Source organism: Nocardioides turkmenicus (assembly GCF_011045035.1).
Classification (GTDB): domain Bacteria; phylum Actinomycetota; class Actinomycetes; order Propionibacteriales; family Nocardioidaceae; genus Nocardioides; species Nocardioides turkmenicus.
In genome coordinates this window covers 114,736-133,222 of record NZ_JAALAA010000001.1, presented here as the reverse complement: position 1 = coordinate 133,222, position 18,487 = coordinate 114,736, and the positions used below count along the sequence as shown (strand labels likewise).

Sequence of the window (18,487 nt, the reverse complement as noted above, 5' to 3'; positions counted from 1 at the left end):
TACGACGCCTTCGACCGTGCCCGCCAGGCCCTCGATCCCTCGGACGCCGAGGTCGAGGCCGAGCTGCGGAAGTTGCCGGAGAAGATGTGGCGGGAGACGTTCGAAGCGGCCGACGGGCTGACGGCCGAGGACCGCGACTGGACGTGGGGAGGTGGCCAGAAGACGGAGAGCGGCGCGACCCAGGCGCCGTACCCGGTCTACAGCAACCGGGTCCGACAGCTCTACGTCTCGCTGCCAGGCGCCACCATCGACTGGATGAAGTGGATGAGCGGCAACCCGCTCCTCTCCGATCCCGCCCGTCTTGCCGACCTGCCCGCCGCTGACGCCGCCCGCCTGGCGACCGTCTATACCCGCGGCGAGCGGTTCAGCGACGGTGTCTTCGGGCGTGCTCTTCAGGACGGCTCCCTCGACGCGATCGTCGCGCGGCTGCGTACCTGGTACGACACCGAGCGGTGAGACCATGCCCTTGTCTCGGGACCTAAGGGGATGTTGTGAACTCTCGTGTAGTCGTCGTGGGCGTCGTGATCGTGCTGCTGATGGTCGGTGGTGGCGTCTGGAAGTGGCGCAGCGGACTGACGCCTCGCTATGAGAAAGCGACGGTGTGTGGAGTACGGGCAGACCTCGTCGAGGATCTGCTCGGCACCGACAGGTTCGTGGAAAGGTATGGCTTCGGCAAGCGCTGCTCGGCCATCGTCGGGGGAGAAGGGGCCGATGACGGCGAGGTCGAGTTCATGGCGCTCGCCGACGATGCGGCCAGCTGGCCGACGCGGCTCCGGAGGGTGGAGTCGAGCGCTCACTGGATGAGCTTCAACGGCGGGCGCGGCGGCTTCGGCCGCGCCGACGGCGGCTTCGAGGGCACCTGGGTGTGTTCGCGATACTGGCCGGGGTTGCCGGCTGTCTCCGTCTGGTCCTCCTCCGAGGTCGAAGGGTCGGCGAAGGCGTTCGGCAAGGTGCTCCGGGCGGCGGCTGAGTACGAGGCCGGGTGCGTCGCCGATCCGCTCGACGGACCCTTCGAGACGTACGCCGAGCCGACCGCCTGTGGGATGAGCACCGGCGGCGTCGCGTCTGTGCTCGGCACTTCGTTGTTCCGGGGCGCCGATCCTGAGCCGCTGCCTCTCGGCGAGCGGGGGAGTTGGAGCTGTGCGGTCCTCACCGACAGTGTCGGCGGAGAGGTGGGCAGCGTTGTGGCCGCGGCGTCGGTCGAGCAGAACGACTGGGACGACGAGCACCGGCGGATCGACGCGGTGAAGGACCCGTTCGCGGTTGCCGGTGGGCGGGCGTACGTCCGTGCGGACGGCCGGAGTGCGCGGGCCTTCTGGGCGTGTGATCTCGGGCCGGATGTCGAGGGTGGGGGCATGGTCGTGACGATCGGTGCCACGGGGGTTGCTCGGCAGGCTGTGTCGCTTGGCGATGTTCGGGTGATGGTTGTCGAGGTCGCGCGGGCTGTTGGTTGTGGGGCGGGCGGCGAGTGACTCTCGGTGGTCGAGCTTGTCGAGACCAGCCCGGCTCCCTGCCGGAGCGTTCTGCCAAGGGCCGGTCTGGGCCGCCGACCCTTTCCTGGAGGGTCTTCTCGATCTGGTCCGGCGTCAAGGACGCCCTTCGGGCGCCGGCTTCGCCGGCCGCCTTCGGCGGTCCTGGACTCCGGACCAGATCGAGAAAAAACTTGGCTGGCTATCGGGGCGGCGGCCCGGGTGTGGCGCAGCAGAAGAGGTTGTTCACTGACCGCGAAAGCGGGCGTTTACCTGGGAAAATAGGTTCCCGCAGGGATGGTTCCGGAGTAGAATAGGACTCATCACAGCACACCCTTGAAGGCGGGAAAGCGATGAGTCTCGGGAGCGGGATCGACCACTGGGGAACCAACCCCGGCGACTCGATCGACGCTGCTCTGACGGCTATCGAATCCTCCGTTCAAGAACTGCTCGCGACCGATCCGGCGTATTGGCGGACCGGGCAGAAGAAAGACCTCCTCGAACGGCTCGAGAAGCTGCAGGCCCAACAGGCCGCGTTGAAGCTCCGAGTCCTCGCTGTTGGCGGTGATATCGCCGAAGAGACCGGGGCCAAGGACGCCTCGGGGTGGCTACGGACCGAACTGCTGGTCGACAAGACGGTGGCCCGTGCCCAGATCAAGCTGGCGGTCGGGGTCGCGAAGTACGACCTCGTCGCCGCCGGTCTGGCCGAGGGCGTCGTGTCTTTGGACAAGGCTCGGGTGATCATCAAGGCGCTCGACAAGATCGGCACTGATCCGGTCGCCAGCGCCGACGACCTCGTGCTGGCCGAGAAGCTCCTGATCGACCACGCCACCCACCTGACCGCCAACGAGCTGCGGATCGTGGGCAACCGGATCCTGGCCGAGATCGACCCTGAACGGTTCGAGGACGCCGAAGCCAAAGCACTGCTGGCGGAGGAAGAACGCGCCCAGCAGAAGACCGCCCTGCGGGTGTGGGACAACTACGACGGCACCATCGGGTTCGACGGGGTGTTGCCGACCTCGGTGGGGATGAGGTTCAAGCGGCTGGTCGAGGCCTACGCCCAACCTAGGAAGCAGCAACTGGTCGACAAGGGTGCCCCGTTGCCGCCGTGGGAACGGCTGATGGGACAGGGATTCTCGCGCCTGCTCGAGACCATCGACCCCGCGGCCCTGCCGCGCCATGGCGGGGACGCGACCACCATCAACGTCGTGATCAGCCTCGAGGAGCTCCACAAAGACCTCGGTGTCGCGACCCTGGGCTACGACGAGACCAACGGCACCACCATCTCTGCCGCGGAGGCGCGGCGGATGGCGTGCAACGCCACCATCATCCCCTGGGTGTTGGGTGGCGACAGCGAGGTCCTCGATGCCGGCCGGGGCAGTCGGTTCTTCCAGCCGATCCAACGCAAAGCACTCCGGTTGCAGGCCAAGTGCTGTCAGGCCGAGGGCTGTGACATGCCACCGGAGTGGTGCGACGCCCACCACCTAGATCCCTGGGCTGCTGGCGGCAAGACCAACCTCAACGATGGGGCGCTGTTGTGCCCGCATCATCACCGTCTGGCGCACAACCCGGCGTACGTTCATGAACGGTTGCCGGACGGCCCCATCCGATTCACCCGCCGCCCCTGATTGGGCCGTTGGATACCCGCCGGAAGTCACGGGCGGTGAGCCCTAGGTTCGGGGCATGGTTACGCATGTCGACATCGATCCGGCCATCCGCTACTTCGGCACTCCGGTGGTGCTGCTTTCCATGCTCAACGAGGACGGCACCACGAACCTGATGCCGATGCGGTGTCCTGAGCCTGTCGAAGGGTCGTCGGTCTTCTGGCTGGGACGTACGGCGGTCCTCGGGATCGGTGGGTCGTCGCAGACGGCGATCGCGCCGGAGCTGCGACTCGACGGCTTTGCCGTCGGATGACCCCGATCGCTGGCGTCCGCTGGTGATGAGCTTCCAGCAGTTCTACGGGTTCGGGGAGCGGGTGCACCCGTCGCGGCTGGCGAGCATCGACGAGGAGCTCTATCGGTGACGGCTGCGGGATCGATACATCCGCACCGCGGAATGTGGTCCGGACCGACATAGACCTGTGGCGACGGTCACATCTACCGTCGATCTGCCTGCCGGGCGGCGGCGGGCTGGTCTCGTACAGGAGGATCGGTCATGCGTCTCGGGAGTTCGCTCAGACTCGTACGAAACCGAGGCGGTGCCGCGCTCGCGGCCCTCGGACTGGTGGTCGCCGGTGGCGCCGCGGTCGCGGTGGCGCCCTCCGCCGGCAGCACGGCCGCGGCCGCCGCCGGCACGTGGACGGCCCGGACAGCGGGAGGCATGACCACCCAGCTGTACGTCCCCAGCAGCGCCCCGATGCTCGGCACCGGACGTGCGCTCATGGTCAACCTGCACGGCTGCGTCCAGACCTCGGCCAACCTGCGCGACGGGGGCAACTGGACCGCGACCGCGGACGCGCGCGGGATGGTGGTGGCCATCCCCGCGGCACCGAACGGCGGCGTACTCCTCGGCTGCTGGGACTACTACGACAGCAACCATTCTCGGACCTCGCCCGGGCGGCACGACGACAACCTGCTCCAGCTGGTCAGAGACCTGCTCGCCGATCCAGCGCTGGACATCGATCCTGACCAGGTCTACCTGTCTGGGCTGTCCTCGGGTGGCGGCGAGACGATGGTGATGGGCTGTCTCGCGCCCGACGTGTTCGCCGGGATCGGGATCAACGCCGGTCCGTCGGTGGGTACGACCTCCAGCCAGATCGGGTCGGTGGCGGTGACCCAGTCGCAGGTGACCAACACCTGCCGGACCTTCGCCGGCTCCTCCTCATCAGGCTTCGGCAGCCAGCTCACCTCGGTGGTGTACGGCTCCAACGACACCACGGTCGCACCCGGATACAACACCCTGAATGCGCAGGTCATGGCGGGGATCTACGGCGCCTCGTCGCAGTCGTCGTTCTCCCTGGCGGGCCTGGCCGGCAACAACACCGCCGGCTCCGGGACGCTCTGGTCGGACGGTACCGGTCCGCGGGTGTCGCTGATCCAGAACACCGGGATGGGACACAACTGGCCGGCCGGTGCGGCCCGGGCGGCTCGTACATCACGACGAACTCGATCGACTACCCGGCGTACGTCACCGACTTCTTCTTCGACAACAACCGCCGGGTCGAGCGGGGCACGGGGCCGACGGACCCGCCGACAGAGGAGCCCACCGACCCGCCGACCGATCCCGGCCTCTACTGCGGTTCGGCGACCAACGCCCAGCACGAGGCAGCCGGACGCGCCCACTCGTACGGCACCAACCCCTACAACCCGTTCTACGCCGACGTCTCCGAGGACTACATGGGCCAGGGCGACGCCACCGTGACGACCCTCCAGGAGTCGGCGGGCGGCCGCTTCGACGTCGTCGCGAGCTGCTGACGTAGGCTTCGTCTCCCGACGAGAACGAGGTGCAGCATGACGGCGAGCAAGTCGGCTCGTGAGAGGAAGGCAGCCGCACAGGCCGGACCGCTGGCGACCGTGAGGATCGATCTCGACGCCCAGGACCAATTCGTCTACAAGGTCACCTGCACGGAGTGCGTCGTCCGGGACCGGATCAAGTGGGCGACGTATCGCGCAGGGGAGGACGACGGCTTCATGGCGGCGATGGACCGATGGATCTTCCACCTCACGCAGAAGCACCCCGAGGCGGACGCCCCGTGCCTGAAGTTCCTGCCCGAGGCCCAGCAGCGGCTCCAGGAGCGGAGGGAAGGCCGATGACGCCGGAGGCGATCACCACTCGGCGATGATCGACGACTCCGGATCCAGGGGCGTCCACGCGGAGGCGAGGTGCGCCAGCCGCTTGGCGGAGGCGATCCCGCGGACCGTCGCGATCTTGCCGTCGAGGATGTCGAACGCGACGATTCCGGCGACGTGGCCGTCGACCACGGCCAGGATCGCAGGGGTGCCGTTGACGATCGCGTAGTGGATCACCGGCGTTCCGCCGGCCATCCGCCGTTTCGCGGGGGTGGGCCGGAATCCGGCTCGCGCGATGGCCGCGACCTTGCGAGGCGTGTCGTAATGGAGAAGTCGGTCGTTGAGGCCGGCCCCGTCCGTGATCGCGATGGCATCGTCGGTGAGCAGCGCCACCAGGCGATCGGTGTCGCCTGTCGACGCCGCCTCGAGGAACGCCTCGACGGTCCGGCGAGCCGTGGCCGCATCGACGTCGAGGAGCCCGCAGCGCCGGCCGGCAGCCATCCGTCGTCGTGCCCGGTGGAGGTGCTGCTGGCTCGCGGACTCGCTGATCTCCAGGATCTCGGCGATCTCGGCGTGGGTGTAGGAGAACGCCTCACGCAGGACATAGACACCGCGCTCGACGGGCGTGAGCCGCTCCATCAGCGCCAGCACGGCGAGCGAGACCATCTCGCGCTGCTCGACCGTCTCGGCGGGACCGAGCATCGGGTCGCCGTCGAGGACGGGTTCGGGCAGCCAGGCGCTCGCGCGCTCCTTGCGCATGTGTGCCGACCGCAGGCGGTCGAGGCTGAGGTTGGTGACCACCTTGGACAGCCACGCCTCGGGGACCTCGATCCGCTGGCGGTCGGCACCCTGCCACCGCAGGTACGCGTCCTGGACGGTGTCCTCGGCCTCCGATGCCGACCCCAGCAACCGGTACGCCAGGGAGGCCAGCCGGTCGCGGCTGGCCTCGAAGCGATCCGCGTCGAAGCGGTCGATGACCTGGCTCACGCCGCGACACGCTCCCGGGCGGGGCTCGGCGAGGTCGTCACCCGGAACCGGCGGCGAGGCAGGCAGAAGGTCGGGTGCGAGGTGGCCCACAGCGAGCCCGCGAGGATGGCCGCCTTGAAGCGTACGGCCCTGCCTCCGTCCACGTGCTTGGGCTTCGCGCGTCCCTGATCGTCGACCATCTGGAGGATGGCGTCCTTCCGTCCGAGGCTGATGTGGTTGCCAGCGTAGGCGAGCTTGGTGGTCGGAACGGCGCGACCGGTCAGCTCGCCCACGATCGCCTCGACTGCCTGCCGCCCGGTGTGCCCGGCCGATGCGCACGACATCGGCAACGGCCGGCCGTTGTCACCGATCGCGTGCACGCTGTCGCCGATGGCGTACACGTCGGGATGCGAGATCGACCGCATCATCCGGTCGACGACGATCTGGCCCGCCTCGGTGACCTCGAGACCGCTGGCTGCGGCGATGGGGTTGACCGCGAACCCCGCCGTCCACACGGTGGCGTCGGCAGCCAGCACGGTGCCGTCGGCGCAGAGGACGCGGCCGGCCTCGACCGACTCGACCTCGGCGTGCTCGACCACGGTGACGCCGAGCCGCTCGTACGCCTGGCGCAGGTGGCGACGCGCTCCGGCGGAGAGTCGGGAACCGAGCTCGCCGCGCGCCACCAGTGTCACCGCCAGCTCCGGCCGCGACTCGGCGATCTCCGCCGCGGTCTCGATCCCGGTGAGCCCGTCGCCGACCACGACAACATCGCCACCCCGGCCGCTCTCGCTGAGCTGGTCGAGGCGGCCCCTGAGCCGCAGGGCCGAGGGGCGACTGGCGATGTCGAAGGCGTGCGCGCCGGCTCCCGCCACGCGGGAGTCGCCGCTGCTCCCGAGGGCGTAGACCAGCGTGTCGTACGCGACCTCCGCGCCGCCGTCGGAGTCGGCGACCGCAATGGTGCGGCGGTCCGGGTCGACCTCGACGACCCGGGCCACGCGCACCGTGATGCCGGTGCCGGCGAAGACCTCGGTGAGCTTCGGTGCCGCGACGTCCTGGCCGACGGCGAGCTGGTGCAGCCGCATCCGCTGGACGAAGTCGGGCTCGGCGTTGACCACGGTGATCTCGACGTCCTTCGGCGAGAGCCGACGAGCGAGGGTACCCGCTGTCCATGCGCCGGCGTATCCGGCCCCGAGCACTACGATGCGGTGCTTGCGCTGTTCGTTCATGGCGATGCTCCTTCTCTCCGATGTGCTTGCGAGAGATGAGCGAGACACGGGGCCGATTGCTGACACCTAATCAGTGTGATCTAGGACACATTCGCGGCGGCTTTGATCTCATCGAACTGCGCGCCCATCCGGGCGGCGAGTGCCTCGGCGGCGCGCAGCGGGCGGACCATCACCTTGAAGTCGACGATCTTCCCCGCGTCGTCGTAGGTGAGGAAGTCGCAGCCGTTGAGCTCGAGGCCGTCGACCTTGGCGGTGAACTCGTAGGCGTGGTGGGCGCCGTCGTGGATCTCGCGTACGTAGCTGAAGTCCTCGAACACCTTCACCACCGCCCGCAGGATCGCGGCGGTGATCGCCTTGCCTGGGTAGGGCTTGAACGCGACCGGGCTGGTGAACACGACGTCCTCGGCCAGCATCGCCTCGACGGCGTCCATGTCCTTGGCCTCGATCGCCTCGCGGAAGGTGGTCATCGGCGGCTTCCTCCTGGGTCGGTCTGGTGGGAGAGAGCCTAGAGGGCGGGGTGATGCGACGCGCCGTTCCTCACCGATCCGCCGCCCCTGCCGAAGGCGTAGCCGATGCCGATGCCCACCGCGGCAGGGACGACGACGAGACCGGCGAGGAACGGGGTCAGGTTCCACAGGTCGCTCCACAGCACGCCGACGTCACGACCGTCCTCGAACCAGATCCGGAACGGACCGCTGAGGCCGACCGCGCCGGCGACCAGCGCCCATCGCACGAACACGGGCGCGAGACGCTTCGCGTGGTAGCCGTCCCAGAGGCCCCAGAGCCCGGAGACGGTGAGCAGCAGCGCGAAGTAGAGCAGGCCGGCGCCGATGGTGGCGTCCTCGGTGCGGAAGATGAGGTCGGTTGCGATCGAGAACAGGATGCTGCCGCCGACTATCACGGCCAGCCGTACGAATAGCTTCATGTCTTCAGGTTCCTGGATCGAGGGCGCGAGGCGCATGAGTGTGGGTACTCAGATCCGCGGGAACCGCCTGGCCATTGACAACGATCAGCCGTGCCTCGATGGTGTTCGATAACGATTTCGAAGTCGAAGGGATTCGCCATGGCTGGATGGAGCACGAGGATGCGGACGATGACTGCACTGGTGGGCGCGATCGGGGCGTTGGGCATGGCCGCCGTCGCGGCGACCCCCGCCGCCACAGCCGTGAGTGCCCTGGCTGTGGCGAACGACGACTGGCAGCCGAGCCGGGACCCCGGGTTCGTGCCAGGAGGCGCGGTCCATCCGACGTCTACGCCGCTCGCCGCCGCCAGGGGGAAAGGCGACGTGGCCGCCCTCACCTTCGACGACGGTCCCAACCCCGGCGAGACGGATCGCCTGCTGGACATCCTGGCGGCCCACGAGATCACCGCGGTCTTCTGTGTCATCGGCCAGAACATCACCGCCCCCGGCGGCGCCGAGATCCTGAAGCGGATCGTCGCCGATGGCCACACGCTGTGCAACCACTCCACCTCCTACGCCGACATGGGCAGCTGGTCCCACGCCCAGGTCGAGCAGGACCTCAAGGCCAATCTCGCCACGATCCGAGAGGCGCTGGGGAACCCGGCTCAGAAGGTGCCCTACTTCCGGGCTCCCAACGGCAGCTGGGGCAACACCGGCGAGGTGGCCGCCTCCCTCGGTATGCAGCCGCTCGGGCTGGGCAACGTGATCTTCGACTGGGACGGCAACGACCTCTCCGAGGAGACGCTGACCGACAACCTCCGGGCGGCGATCCAGCCCGGTGCGGTGGCTCTGGCCCACGACGGCGGCGGCAACCGTGAGAACACCGTCGACGCGGTCGAGACGGTGCTCCCGGAGAAGCTCGCTGAGGGGTACGCCTTCACCCTGCCTCAGGGCGGCATCCCGGACGCCGACTGGACGCCGAGGCGGTAGCGGCCGGCGTCAGGGTGCGACGGTCACGTCGGCTCGTGAGCTGTCCGGCCCGAGGTCGAACGTGGCGGTCGCGCTCTGGACGCTGAGGCGATAGTTGCCCGCCCACCCGCGCACCTTCACCCTCCCCTCCGAGTCGGTGCGCAGGTGGGTGGGTTCCATCCACCACTCCTGCTTCACCAGCCGGTGGAGCGCCTCGTACGCCGGTTTCGGTGTTCCGTCGGCACGCACCAGCCCAGCGGGCGCTCCGAGCCAGGACCCGAGGTCCGTGAGTCCCCAGTAGGTGATCGCCTCGACCGACGGGTGCGAGAGCAGGGTGCGGTAGTGACGTACGAGCTCGTCGGCCTGTCGCTCCTCGCCCTCGGGCGTCGAGGGCCAGCTGGGCACCTGGTGGTCGTTGAGGTCCTCGATCTCGGCCGGCATGAGGTCGCCGGAGAGGAGCGTCGTCTCGCTGAGGTGGAGCGGGAGGCCGTAGCGGGCGAACCGCTCGAGGACCTCCAGGGTCCGCTCCTCGCCCCAGTAGCCCTGGTGCATGTGGCTCTGCAGGCCGATCGCGTCCACCCGGATCCCGGCTTCGAGCACACCTTCGATGAGGCACTCGTAGGCCGTGGACATGTTGAAGTCGTTGAGGACGAGACGTACGCCGGGGTCGGCCGCTCGCGCCTCCTCGAAGGCCAGGCGTGCCATCGGGATGCGGCCGAGCTGGCGGCACAGACGGGTGATGGCGTTCTGCTGCTCCTCGTTGTCGAAGACCGGCATGATCACCAGCTCGTTGATCGCGTCCCAGGTGTCGACCAGGCCGCCGAACGCGGCGACCTCGCGGCGGATCCGGGCCCGGAGGACCTGCTCGACCTCCGCTGTCGAGGCGTCGAGGAGCCAGGTGGGGGCGAGCGTGTGCCAGGCCAGCGGATGGCCCTTGAGGGACACGCCGCGGTCGCGGAACCAGCGTGCCGCGGTGAGCGTGCGCTCGGTCAAGGGCTCGCCTCGCACGGGCTCGAAACCGGACCAGTAGAACGGCAGCGTCGCCGTGTTGAACACGTCCAGCCACAGGTCCACGAGCCGCTCGGCCGCTTCTGGGTCGGCGCCGCCGAAGACAGCACCGGGGGACTCCGCCGTGTCGGCGTTCGCCAGCCCGATGAAGTCGAAGCCGATGTTGCCGAAGGCGAAGGCGTGGCGGGTCTGCTCGACGAACACGTCGGTGTCGGCGCAGGCGCTGCCGTCGGGTCGGCGCAGCGTCAGAGTCACCTCGTGGGAGCGGTGCCGGAGGGTCGGGTCGGGGGAGAGGGGCTGGTTCACGAAAGGACCTCTGTGGTGGGAGACGACGAGCGTGAATCGTTATCGACAACGATTGAAGTGCGCAAGAGGTGTGTCCGGTCGGAGGTCGACTAGATTGCGCGTCGTGAGTGGATCGACGAGCAGTCGCAGTGCCCTGGTGGTCGGCGCGGGGATCGGAGGCCTCACCGCGGCGCTCGCGCTGTCGCGGACGAGATGGCGGGTGACGGTCCTGGAACGGGCCCCGGAACTCGACGAGGTCGGTGCCGGCCTCTCGATCTGGCCGCGGGCGTGGCGGATCCTGGGCGACCTCGGGATCGCGGACCGACTCGTCGACGGGACCCGGCCGGCGATCCAGGCTGGGCTGCGCCGCCCTGACGGGCGCTGGCTGGCGAAGGTGCGGGCCGAGGCTTCCGGGCGGACGCCGGTCATGGTGCACCGGGCGCGGCTCCACTCGGCGTTGGTGGGTGCGCTCGAGGAGCGCGAGGACGTCGAGGTACGCACCGGGGTCACCGTCACCGGCCTGGCCGGCCTCGACGCCCATGGTCCGGCCGACCTGGTTGTCGCCGCCGACGGCATCCGGAGCGTCATCAGGAACGAGCTGCACCAGCGCGAGGACGTACGTTATGCCGGCTACACCGCCTACCGCGGCGTCACCGCGGAGCCGGTGCCCGGTGAGGCCTCGACCACGGGCGGGGAGACCTGGGGGAGCGGGGTGCGGTTCGGGTGCGCCCCGCTGGTCGACGGTCGCACCTACTGGTTCGTGACCGCCAACCGGCCGGCGGGCGAGAACAGCGGCGACCACCACGCCGACGTGACGGCGCTGGTCGGCGACTGGCACGAGCCGATCCCGCAGCTCCTGGCGGCGACACCGCCGAGCGCGGTGATCCGGGGCGACATCTGCGACCTGCGGCTCCCGCTGAGACGGTTCGACCACGGGCGTGTCGCGCTCCTCGGCGACGCGGCGCACGCGACGACGCCCAACCTCGGCCAGGGCGCCTGCGCCGCCATCGAGGACGCCGCCGTGCTCGCCGCGCAGCTCGCCGGCCACGCACGCATCGACAGCGCGCTGGTCGCGTACGACCGCATCCGCCGACCCGCGACCCAGCGGCTGGTGCGGGCCTCCCGGCTGGTCGGGGTGCTCGGCCAGGTCGACAACGGACCGGTCGTGGCGGCGCGTGACGCCGGTCTGGCCGGGGTGGGTGCGATCGCGGGGCTGGTCAGCAGGTAGGCGTCACACGCGCGGGAGAGCCGGTGTCTGGATGACCATGACGGCTACGTATCTCTCCCTGACCCTCATCGCCTCGATCGCCGCTCTCGGCGGGGCGGTGCTCAACCTGACCGGCCACCGGATACCCGTGACCGAGGCCCAACGGCTCTCCGTGCCGTTGGAGTGGCTGCGGTTCCCGATCGGCGTGTCCTACGCGTTGGGCTTCCTCGGTCTGCTGGCCGGGGTCGCGGTGCCGGCGATCGGGGTCGTCGCAGCCGCCGGTTTCGTGGCCTTCTTCCTGCTCGCGATCGGCGCACACCTGCGGGTGGGGGACCGGAGCCCGGGTCGCGCCGGGGCCGGTCTCGCGCTGGCCGCGGCGACGCTCGTCGTCACGGGGTTGTGGGCGGCGAGGCAGGACGATCTCGGTGGGGTCGTGGCGGCGTACGTCAACGATCTGCCGGACCCATGGTGGCCGGTCGTGCTGCTCGCGGTGATCCAGGTCGGCGACGCGGTGATGTGCTTCAAGCCGGTCGGCTTCATCGCCACGTGCTTCACCGACGTCGGGCTGCCGCGGGCGCTGTGGCCGGTGATGCCGTGGGTCAAGGTCGCCGCCACCGCCGGCCTGGTCGCCGGGCTGTGGGTGCCGTACGTCGGGGCGCTGACCAGCGCGGCGCTGGTGGCCTACTTCGTCTGCGCCGTCTCCGCGCACATCCGGGCCCGCGACATCGGCCGCAACCTCGTCCTCAACGCCACGCTGTCGCTGATCCTGTGCGTGGCCGTGTTCGTGCTCTGCTTCCTGCGCTGAGACGCTCTAGGCGACGCCGAACCAGCTCAGGCACGGCTCGACGCCGCTGACCTCGATGCCGCTGCGGTCGTTGCGCTCCCACCGTTCCCGGCCGAGCCGGAGGCGGTGGGAGACCAGCACCTCCCCGTCGCGTACGTCGCGGGAGATGCCGTCGGGCTCGTAGCCGAGCTTGGTGGACACCCCGACCGACGCGGCGTTGTCGGGAAAGGCCTCGGAGGTGGCGTAGGCGGCGCCGAGGTGGTCGAAGGCGAGGGTGAGTGCGCCGAGGCGGGCCTCGGTGCCGAAGCCGCGGCGGTGATGGGGCAGGCCGAGCCAGGAGGCGGTGCTCACCTCGCGCCGCTCGGCGAATTCGGTGGCCGAGACCCACACCATGCCGATCGGGTCCGCCTCGACGAAGACGGTCAGCCCCAGGCTCCAGTCGCCGGGCTGCCACTCGCCCCGGCTCGACCAGGCACTGCGCAGCACGTGGCGGGCACGATCCAACGGAGGCTGCTCGGCCCACGGCGTCAGGAACGGCCGCTCGGTCGGCTCGTGCACGCCGTCCGCGGCGACCTGAGCGAGACGGGTGAGCTCGTCGTCGGTCGGCAGCCGCAGCTCCAGGCGCGGGGTTCGGATCACCAGGCCGAACAGCGGCCACACGTCGATCAGCGTCATCGGGCCATCATCGAGAGGGGCCGACGGTGTGGGCAACCGGTTATCACCGCTCGGCGCGGCTCGGGTCCCGCACGTAGTCGGGAGGTCGGGCGCTGCCGAGGTGTAGCGGTCGACCTCCTCGCCGCTGTCGCAGGTGCACAGCACGATGGTGACCTCGCCGGCACGCGGCCAGATCGCCTCCCAGGTCGCACCGGCCTGCTCCCAGCGGAGCAGCCGCTCGAGGTCGTCGGTCATCGGGTCGGGGCCGGTCAGCCGAGGACGGCGTCGACGGACTGGGCCCAGAGGCCGGCAGCCTCCTCGACCTCGGCCGAGTCGACGACCAGGGCCGGGATGAACCGCACCACCTGGCCCCACGCGCCGCAGGTGAGCAGCAGCAGGCCACGCTTCGCCGCCTCCTGCTGCACCGCGGCGGCGGTGGCGCCGTCCGGCTCGCCGTCGGGCGTGCGGAACTCGTTGCCGAGCATCAGCCCGAGGCCGCGTACGTCGGTGATGGCCTCGTGCTTGCCCGCGACCTGCTCCAGGGCGGAGCGCAGCTCGGCGCCGCGCTCGGCGGCGTTCTTCACCAGGCCCTCCTCCTCGATGACGTCGAGGGTCGCCAGGGCTGCCGCGCAGGCGACGGCGTTGGCACCGTAGGTGCCGCCCTGCGAACCCGGCCAGGCCTTCGACATCAGCTCCTCGCTCGCCGCGATCGCCGACAGCGGGAAGCCGGAGGCGAGACCCTTCGCAGTCATGATGATGTCGGGACGGGAGCCGAAGTGGTCGTGTCCCCAGAACTCGCCGGTGCGGCCGAAGCCGGTCTGGACCTCGTCGATGATGAGCAGGATGCCGTGTCTGTCGGCGCGCTCGCGCAGGCCGTCGAGGAAGGCGCGGTCGGCCGGCACGTAGCCGCCCTCGCCAAGGACCGGCTCGACCAGGAACGCGGCGGTGTCGGCCGGGGCGCTCTGGGTCTGCAGCGTGTAGTCGAGCTGGCGCAGCGCGAACTCGGTCGCCTGCTCCTGCGGCCAGCCGAAGTGGGGCGCGTCGGGGAACGGCGAGACCACGACGCCGGCCATCAGCGGGCTGAAGCCGGCGCGGAACTTGGTGCCCGAGGTGGTCATCGAGGCGGCCGCGACGGTGCGACCGTGGAAGCCGCCGTGGAAGACGACGATGTTGGGGCGGCCGGTCGCATGGCGGGCCAAGCGGATCGCGGCCTCGGCGGCCTCGGAGCCGGAGTTGGCGAAGAAGAGGCTGTCCAGGCCGTCGGGGAGGACGGGGCCGAGACGGTCCACGAGGTCGAGGAGAGGGCGGTGCTTGACCGTCGTGTACTGCCCGTGGACCAGGTTCGCGATCTGGCGCTGGGTCGCCTCGACGACCTTCGGATGACTGTGTCCCGTGCTGGTCACGCCGATGCCGGCGGTGAAGTCGAGATAGCGGCGGCCGTCCTCGTCGAAGAGCTGGACGCCTTCGCCGCGCGCCGCCACGACCGGGGTCGCCTGCTTGAGGATGGGGGAGAGCTTGGCCACCGTGGACTCCTGTCGATTGTTGACAATCTGACCCGCTACTACACTAGGCGAGCGTTGGCTGGCTGTCAGCCGGACGGCCGGATGCTGACCTGGGAGGCTGATGCGGGATGGGCGGAGAACCGAACGAGGCACGGGTGGTGGCAGCGGTCCCGAAGGGACTTCTCGTCGCAGGTCAGTGGGGGGATGCCGGCGACGGCGGCACCTTCGACGTGGTCGACCCGTCGACGGCCGAGGTGCTCTGCGCGGTCGCCGACGCGACCCCCGACGACGGGCAGCGTGCGCTCGACGCCGCCGCGGGCGCGCAGAAGGAGTTCGCCGCCACCGCCCCGCGGGCTCGGGCGGACATGCTCATGGCCGCCTTCGACCTCCTGCACGAGCGCATCGACGACCTCGCGCTGCTGATGACGCTCGAGATGGGCAAGCCGCTGGCCGAGGCGAAGGGCGAGATCGCGTACGCCGCGGAGTTCTTCCGCCACTTCGCCGAGGAGGCGGTGCGGATCGAGGGTGGCTACCAGACCGCTCCGGCCGGCGGCGCCCGCTTCCTGATCACGAAGCAGCCGGTCGGCCCGGCGCTGCTGATCACGCCGTGGAACTTCCCGATGGCGATGGGCACCCGCAAGCTCGGCCCGGCGATCGCGGCCGGCTGCACCAGCATCATCAAGCCTGCCGCCCAGACGCCGCTCTCGATGCTGGCGCTGGGGGAGATCCTGCGCGAGGCGGGCGTCCCCGACGGGGTCGTCAACGTGCTGCCGACGAGCCGGCCGGGCGAGCTGACCGAGCCGCTGCTGCGCTCCGGGGTGATCCGCAAGCTCTCCTTCACCGGCTCCACCGCCGTCGGGCGGGTGCTGCTCGAGCAGAGCGCGGAGAAGGTGCTGCGTACCTCCATGGAGCTCGGCGGCAACGCCGGCTTCGTCGTCTTCGAGGACGCCGACATCGATGAGGCGGTGGCGGGCGCGCTGGCCGCGAAGATGCGCAACACGGGGGAGGCGTGCACGGCCGCCAACCGGCTCTTCGTGCAGCGCTCGATCATCGGCGAGTTCGGCGAGCGGCTCGCCAAGGCGATGTCCGAGCTGCCCGTCGGCCGCGGGGTCGAGGAGGGCGTACGTGTCGGGCCGCTCATCGACGAGACGGCCAGGGAGAAGGTGCAGACCCTCGTGGACGACGCCGTGGCCGGCGGCGCGCGAGTGCTGACCGGCGGCACGGCCCCCGACGGACCGGGCTACTTCTACCCGCCGACCGTGCTCACCGACGTACCCGTCTCGGCTCGGATGGGCAGCGAGGAGATCTTCGGCCCGGTCGCTCCGCTGACCCCGTTCGACACCGAGGACGAGGTGGTCGCGGAGGTCAACGACACCGAGTACGGCCTGGTGAACTACGTCTTCACCAACGACCTGCGCCGCGGGCTGCGGGTCGCCGAGGCGCTCGAGTCCGGGATGGTCGGGCTCAACCAGGGTGTGGTCTCCAACCCCGCCGCGCCCTTCGGCGGCGTCAAGGCCTCCGGGCGGGGGCGGGAGGGCGGGCGTACCGGGATCGAGGAGTTCCTCGAGACCAAGTACGTCGGGATCGCGATGTGACCCGGACCTGATCCGGGTCTAGACGTATCCCTCGTCGTTGTCCTCGGCGTGGATGAGGCGCCGCAGCGCCTCATCCATGTGCTGCTCGACGCGCTTGAGGGTCAGCTTCACGTCGCCGGCCTCGATGGCGTCGACGATCTGGTTGTGCTCCTCGACCAGCTCGAGCGGCTGCTGGTAGGTGCCCTCGAGTGCGGTCAGGCACATCCGCGTCTCGACGATCAGGGTCTGGTGCATCCGGGCCAGGCGCCGGCTGCCGGAGCACTGCACCAGCACGTCGTGGAAGTGGAAGTCGGCGTCGCTCAGCGCCGCCGGGTCACCCAGCTCGAGGGACTTGGTCATCGCCTCGCAGGCGGCGCGGAGCTCGCGCAGCGCCGCGGGGACCCGCGCCTTGGCGATCATCGTGGCGGCGGCTCCCTCGACGGCCGCTCGGGCGACGTAGACGTCTCGGATGTCGGCCTCGTCGAGCTCGATCACGAAGAGCCCTCGGTTGGGCTCGCTGCGGAGCAGGCCCTCCTGGACCAGGCGCTGCATCGCCTCACGCAACGGGCCGCGGCTGACGCCGAACTGGGCCGAGAGCGCGGTCTCGCTCAGCTGCGCTCCGGGCTGGAGGGTGCGCTCCATGATCGCCGTACGCAGCTGGCGAGCGATGACCGAGGCCGTCGACTCTCTGTGCACGGGTTCGAAGCTCGATGTCACTGTCAACGTGGTCTCCGATGGGCTACCGAGAAAGAGGTGGATTGTTGACAATCATTGCATGTGGGCGAGCGGGCCGGGCGCGTCTCACGCACCCGGCCCGCTCGTTCGCAGCCTCCGGTCAGGCCGTCTTGTCCAGCTCGGCCAGCTCGGCCTCGGACTCCGGCGTGCCCGGGATCTCGGTGCCGCGAATCGACTTGCCCGCCGTCTCGACGACGAAGAACAGTGCGATCAGGCCGACCACGGACCCGGCGATCATGTAGTAGGCCGGCATCAGCACGTCACCGGTGGCGCCGATCAGAGCGTTGTTGACGTACAGCGCCGTGCCGCCGAAGGCGGCGGTGGAGATGTTGTAGCCGATCGCCATGCCGCCGTAGCGCACCTGCGAGGGGAACATCGCCGGGAAGGTCGCCGAGATGGTCGCCAGCTGGGCGACGTAGACGATGCCCAGCACGGTGAACCCGAGCACAGCAGGCCAGAAGCCCTGTCCGATCAGCAGGAACATCGGGACCGACAGCACGATCAGCCCGATGAAGGAGCCTCCCCACATCGGCTTTCGGCCGACCTTGTCGGAGAGGGCTCCGGCCATCGGCAGGAAGATCAGCATGGCGACCTGGCCGAAGATCACCAGCAGGTCGGCGTCGGAGCTGCTGAAGCCCGCCTCCTCCTGGAGGTAGGTCGCCATGTAGGCCAGCAGGGTGTAGTTGGCGATGTTGAGCGCCGCGACCAGACCGATGAGCGTGAGGATCGGCTTCCAGAACAACGCGAACAGGTCCTTCAGTGCGGCCCCGGCGCCACCCTCGACAGCGTCCTCCGACTCGAGCTCCTGGAAGACCGGAGTCTCCTCGAGCCGCGTCCGGATGTAGAGGCCGATCAGGCCGATCGGGCCACCGATGAGGAACGGGATACGCCAGCCCCACTCGGTCATCGCTGCGTCGCCGATGATCGACTCGGTGGTGAAGACCACCGCGATGGCGGCGGTGAAGCCGACGATGGTGCCGAACTCCAGGAAGCTGCCGTAGAACCCGCGCTTCTTGTCCGGAGCGCACTCGGCCATGTACGTCGCCGCTCCGCCGTACTCGCCGCCGGTCGAGAATCCCTGGATCACGCGGAGCACCACGAGGAGCACCACGGCCCAGACGCCGATCGAGTCGTACGTGGGCAGGCAACCGACCAGGAAGGTGGCGCCGGCCATCAAGATGATCGTCATCGCGAGGACGCGTTGGCGTCCGATGCGGTCGCCGAGCGGACCCCAGAAGAGGCCGCCGAGTGGTCGCAGGATGAACGAGATCGCGAACGTCAGCGCAGTGCCGGCGAAGCCCATCTCCGGGAAGAAGTTCTCGGTGATCTCGGTGGCCACGTAAGCGAAGGCGCCGTAGTCGAACCACTCTGTCGCATTGCCGACCGCTGAGCCGGTGATCGCTCTGCGCAGCTTCGACTTGTCGGGTTGTGCCTCGTTGGAGGGGATGGTTGGGGTTCCTGACATTTCTTCTCACC

General features: G+C 69.7%; 20 protein-coding genes. 11 read left to right on the top strand and 9 right to left on the bottom strand.

From position 1 onward, the window contains the following. Nucleotides 1-84 precede the first annotated feature (84 nt). The 7 genes from G5C66_RS25680 (at nt 85) to G5C66_RS00665 (ending at nt 5,224) form a co-directional block, all read left to right on the top strand. Nucleotides 85-456, top strand: coding sequence for a DUF6508 domain-containing protein (locus G5C66_RS25680; RefSeq protein ID WP_241248132.1), 372 nt, complete (start codon nt 85-87; stop codon nt 454-456). 35 nt (nt 457-491) lie between these two features. Next, nucleotides 492-1,472, top strand: coding sequence for a hypothetical protein (locus tag G5C66_RS00685; protein WP_165108711.1), 981 nt, complete (start codon nt 492-494; stop codon nt 1,470-1,472). Between the two features lie 350 nt (nt 1,473-1,822). Further along, nucleotides 1,823-3,097, top strand: a complete 1,275-nt coding sequence (locus tag G5C66_RS00680; RefSeq protein ID WP_165108709.1) for an HNH endonuclease signature motif containing protein — start codon at nt 1,823-1,825, stop codon at nt 3,095-3,097. 55 nt (nt 3,098-3,152) lie between these two features. Continuing rightward, nucleotides 3,153-3,386, top strand: coding sequence for a hypothetical protein (locus G5C66_RS00675; RefSeq protein ID WP_206443571.1), 234 nt, complete (start codon nt 3,153-3,155; stop codon nt 3,384-3,386). Beyond that, nucleotides 3,373-3,495, top strand: a complete 123-nt coding sequence (locus tag G5C66_RS26320; RefSeq protein ID WP_277602060.1) for a hypothetical protein — start codon at nt 3,373-3,375, stop codon at nt 3,493-3,495. Before G5C66_RS00675 ends, G5C66_RS26320 begins: the two co-directional genes overlap by 14 nt. 131 nt (nt 3,496-3,626) lie before the next feature. Further along, nucleotides 3,627-4,832 carry an extracellular catalytic domain type 1 short-chain-length polyhydroxyalkanoate depolymerase gene (locus G5C66_RS00670; RefSeq protein ID WP_206443570.1) on the top strand — a complete coding sequence of 402 codons (1,206 nt, stop codon included), beginning with the start codon at nt 3,627-3,629 and terminating at the stop codon, nt 4,830-4,832. An 89-nt stretch (nt 4,833-4,921) separates the two neighbouring features. Further along, nucleotides 4,922-5,224, top strand: coding sequence for a hypothetical protein (locus G5C66_RS00665; RefSeq protein ID WP_241248106.1), 303 nt, complete (start codon nt 4,922-4,924; stop codon nt 5,222-5,224). A 12-nt stretch (nt 5,225-5,236) separates the two neighbouring features. On the opposite strand, the gene G5C66_RS00660 is transcribed toward G5C66_RS00665, so the two are convergent. The 4 genes from G5C66_RS00660 to G5C66_RS00645 all read right to left on the bottom strand — a co-directional run bounded on the left by G5C66_RS00660 (nt 5,237) and on the right by G5C66_RS00645 (nt 8,317). Next, on the bottom strand, nt 5,237-6,187 hold the full coding sequence (locus G5C66_RS00660; RefSeq protein ID WP_165108707.1) for a sigma-70 family RNA polymerase sigma factor: 951 nt from the start codon (nt 6,185-6,187) through the stop codon (nt 5,237-5,239). Beyond that, nucleotides 6,184-7,392 (bottom strand): NAD(P)/FAD-dependent oxidoreductase, encoded by a 1,209-nt coding sequence (locus G5C66_RS00655; RefSeq protein WP_165108705.1) that lies wholly within the window; start codon nt 7,390-7,392, stop codon nt 6,184-6,186. The genes G5C66_RS00660 and G5C66_RS00655 overlap by 4 nt, the downstream gene beginning before the upstream one ends. Nucleotides 7,393-7,472: 80 nt before the next feature. Next, nucleotides 7,473-7,859 carry a nuclear transport factor 2 family protein gene (locus G5C66_RS00650; protein ID WP_165108703.1) on the bottom strand — a complete coding sequence of 129 codons (387 nt, stop codon included), beginning with the start codon at nt 7,857-7,859 and terminating at the stop codon, nt 7,473-7,475. Nucleotides 7,860-7,897: 38 nt separating this feature from the next. Then, nucleotides 7,898-8,317 carry a hypothetical protein gene (locus G5C66_RS00645; protein WP_165108701.1) on the bottom strand — a complete coding sequence of 140 codons (420 nt, stop codon included), beginning with the start codon at nt 8,315-8,317 and terminating at the stop codon, nt 7,898-7,900. 168 nt (nt 8,318-8,485) lie between these two features. Here G5C66_RS00645 and G5C66_RS00640 point away from each other — a divergent pair, with 168 nt between their 5' ends. Beyond that, the gene (locus G5C66_RS00640) at nt 8,486-9,283 is read left to right on the top strand and encodes a polysaccharide deacetylase family protein (RefSeq protein ID WP_241248105.1); all 798 of its coding nucleotides are present in this window, start codon (nt 8,486-8,488) and stop codon (nt 9,281-9,283) included. Between the two features lie 9 nt (nt 9,284-9,292). Here G5C66_RS00640 and G5C66_RS00635 read toward each other — a convergent pair whose 3' ends face one another. After that, on the bottom strand, nt 9,293-10,576 hold the full coding sequence (locus tag G5C66_RS00635; protein WP_165108699.1) for an endo-1,4-beta-xylanase: 1,284 nt from the start codon (nt 10,574-10,576) through the stop codon (nt 9,293-9,295). A gap of 103 nt (nt 10,577-10,679) precedes the next feature. Between G5C66_RS00635 and G5C66_RS00630 the strand changes: the two genes are divergently transcribed. After that, nucleotides 10,680-11,783: an FAD-dependent monooxygenase gene (locus G5C66_RS00630; RefSeq protein ID WP_165108697.1), complete on the top strand. Its 1,104-nt coding sequence runs from the start codon at nt 10,680-10,682 to the stop codon at nt 11,781-11,783. A gap of 31 nt (nt 11,784-11,814) precedes the next feature. After that, entirely contained in the window at nt 11,815-12,567 is a 753-nt protein-coding gene (locus tag G5C66_RS00625) for a DoxX family protein (protein WP_165108695.1), read from the top strand. Between the two features lie 6 nt (nt 12,568-12,573). Here the strand turns inward: G5C66_RS00625 and G5C66_RS00620 are convergent, their stop codons facing one another. Together G5C66_RS00620 and G5C66_RS00615 are read right to left on the bottom strand one after the other, a co-directional pair. Next, complete coding sequence (locus tag G5C66_RS00620; RefSeq protein ID WP_241248104.1) at nt 12,574-13,455, bottom strand: GNAT family N-acetyltransferase; 882 nt, start codon at nt 13,453-13,455, stop codon at nt 12,574-12,576. A 14-nt stretch (nt 13,456-13,469) separates the two neighbouring features. Next, the gene (locus tag G5C66_RS00615) at nt 13,470-14,723 is read right to left on the bottom strand and encodes an aminotransferase class III-fold pyridoxal phosphate-dependent enzyme (protein WP_165108693.1); all 1,254 of its coding nucleotides are present in this window, start codon (nt 14,721-14,723) and stop codon (nt 13,470-13,472) included. A 107-nt stretch (nt 14,724-14,830) separates the two neighbouring features. Here G5C66_RS00615 and G5C66_RS00610 point away from each other — a divergent pair, with 107 nt between their 5' ends. Further along, complete coding sequence (locus G5C66_RS00610; protein WP_165108691.1) at nt 14,831-16,297, top strand: NAD-dependent succinate-semialdehyde dehydrogenase; 1,467 nt, start codon at nt 14,831-14,833, stop codon at nt 16,295-16,297. A gap of 18 nt (nt 16,298-16,315) precedes the next feature. On the opposite strand, the gene G5C66_RS00605 is transcribed toward G5C66_RS00610, so the two are convergent. Both G5C66_RS00605 and G5C66_RS00600 read right to left on the bottom strand, forming a co-directional pair. Continuing rightward, nucleotides 16,316-16,972, bottom strand: coding sequence for an FCD domain-containing protein (locus G5C66_RS00605; RefSeq protein ID WP_165108689.1), 657 nt, complete (start codon nt 16,970-16,972; stop codon nt 16,316-16,318). Between the two features lie 139 nt (nt 16,973-17,111). Continuing rightward, the gene (locus G5C66_RS00600; protein WP_165108687.1) at nt 17,112-18,476 is read right to left on the bottom strand and encodes an MFS transporter; all 1,365 of its coding nucleotides are present in this window, start codon (nt 18,474-18,476) and stop codon (nt 17,112-17,114) included. Nucleotides 18,477-18,487: the final 11 nt, after the last annotated feature.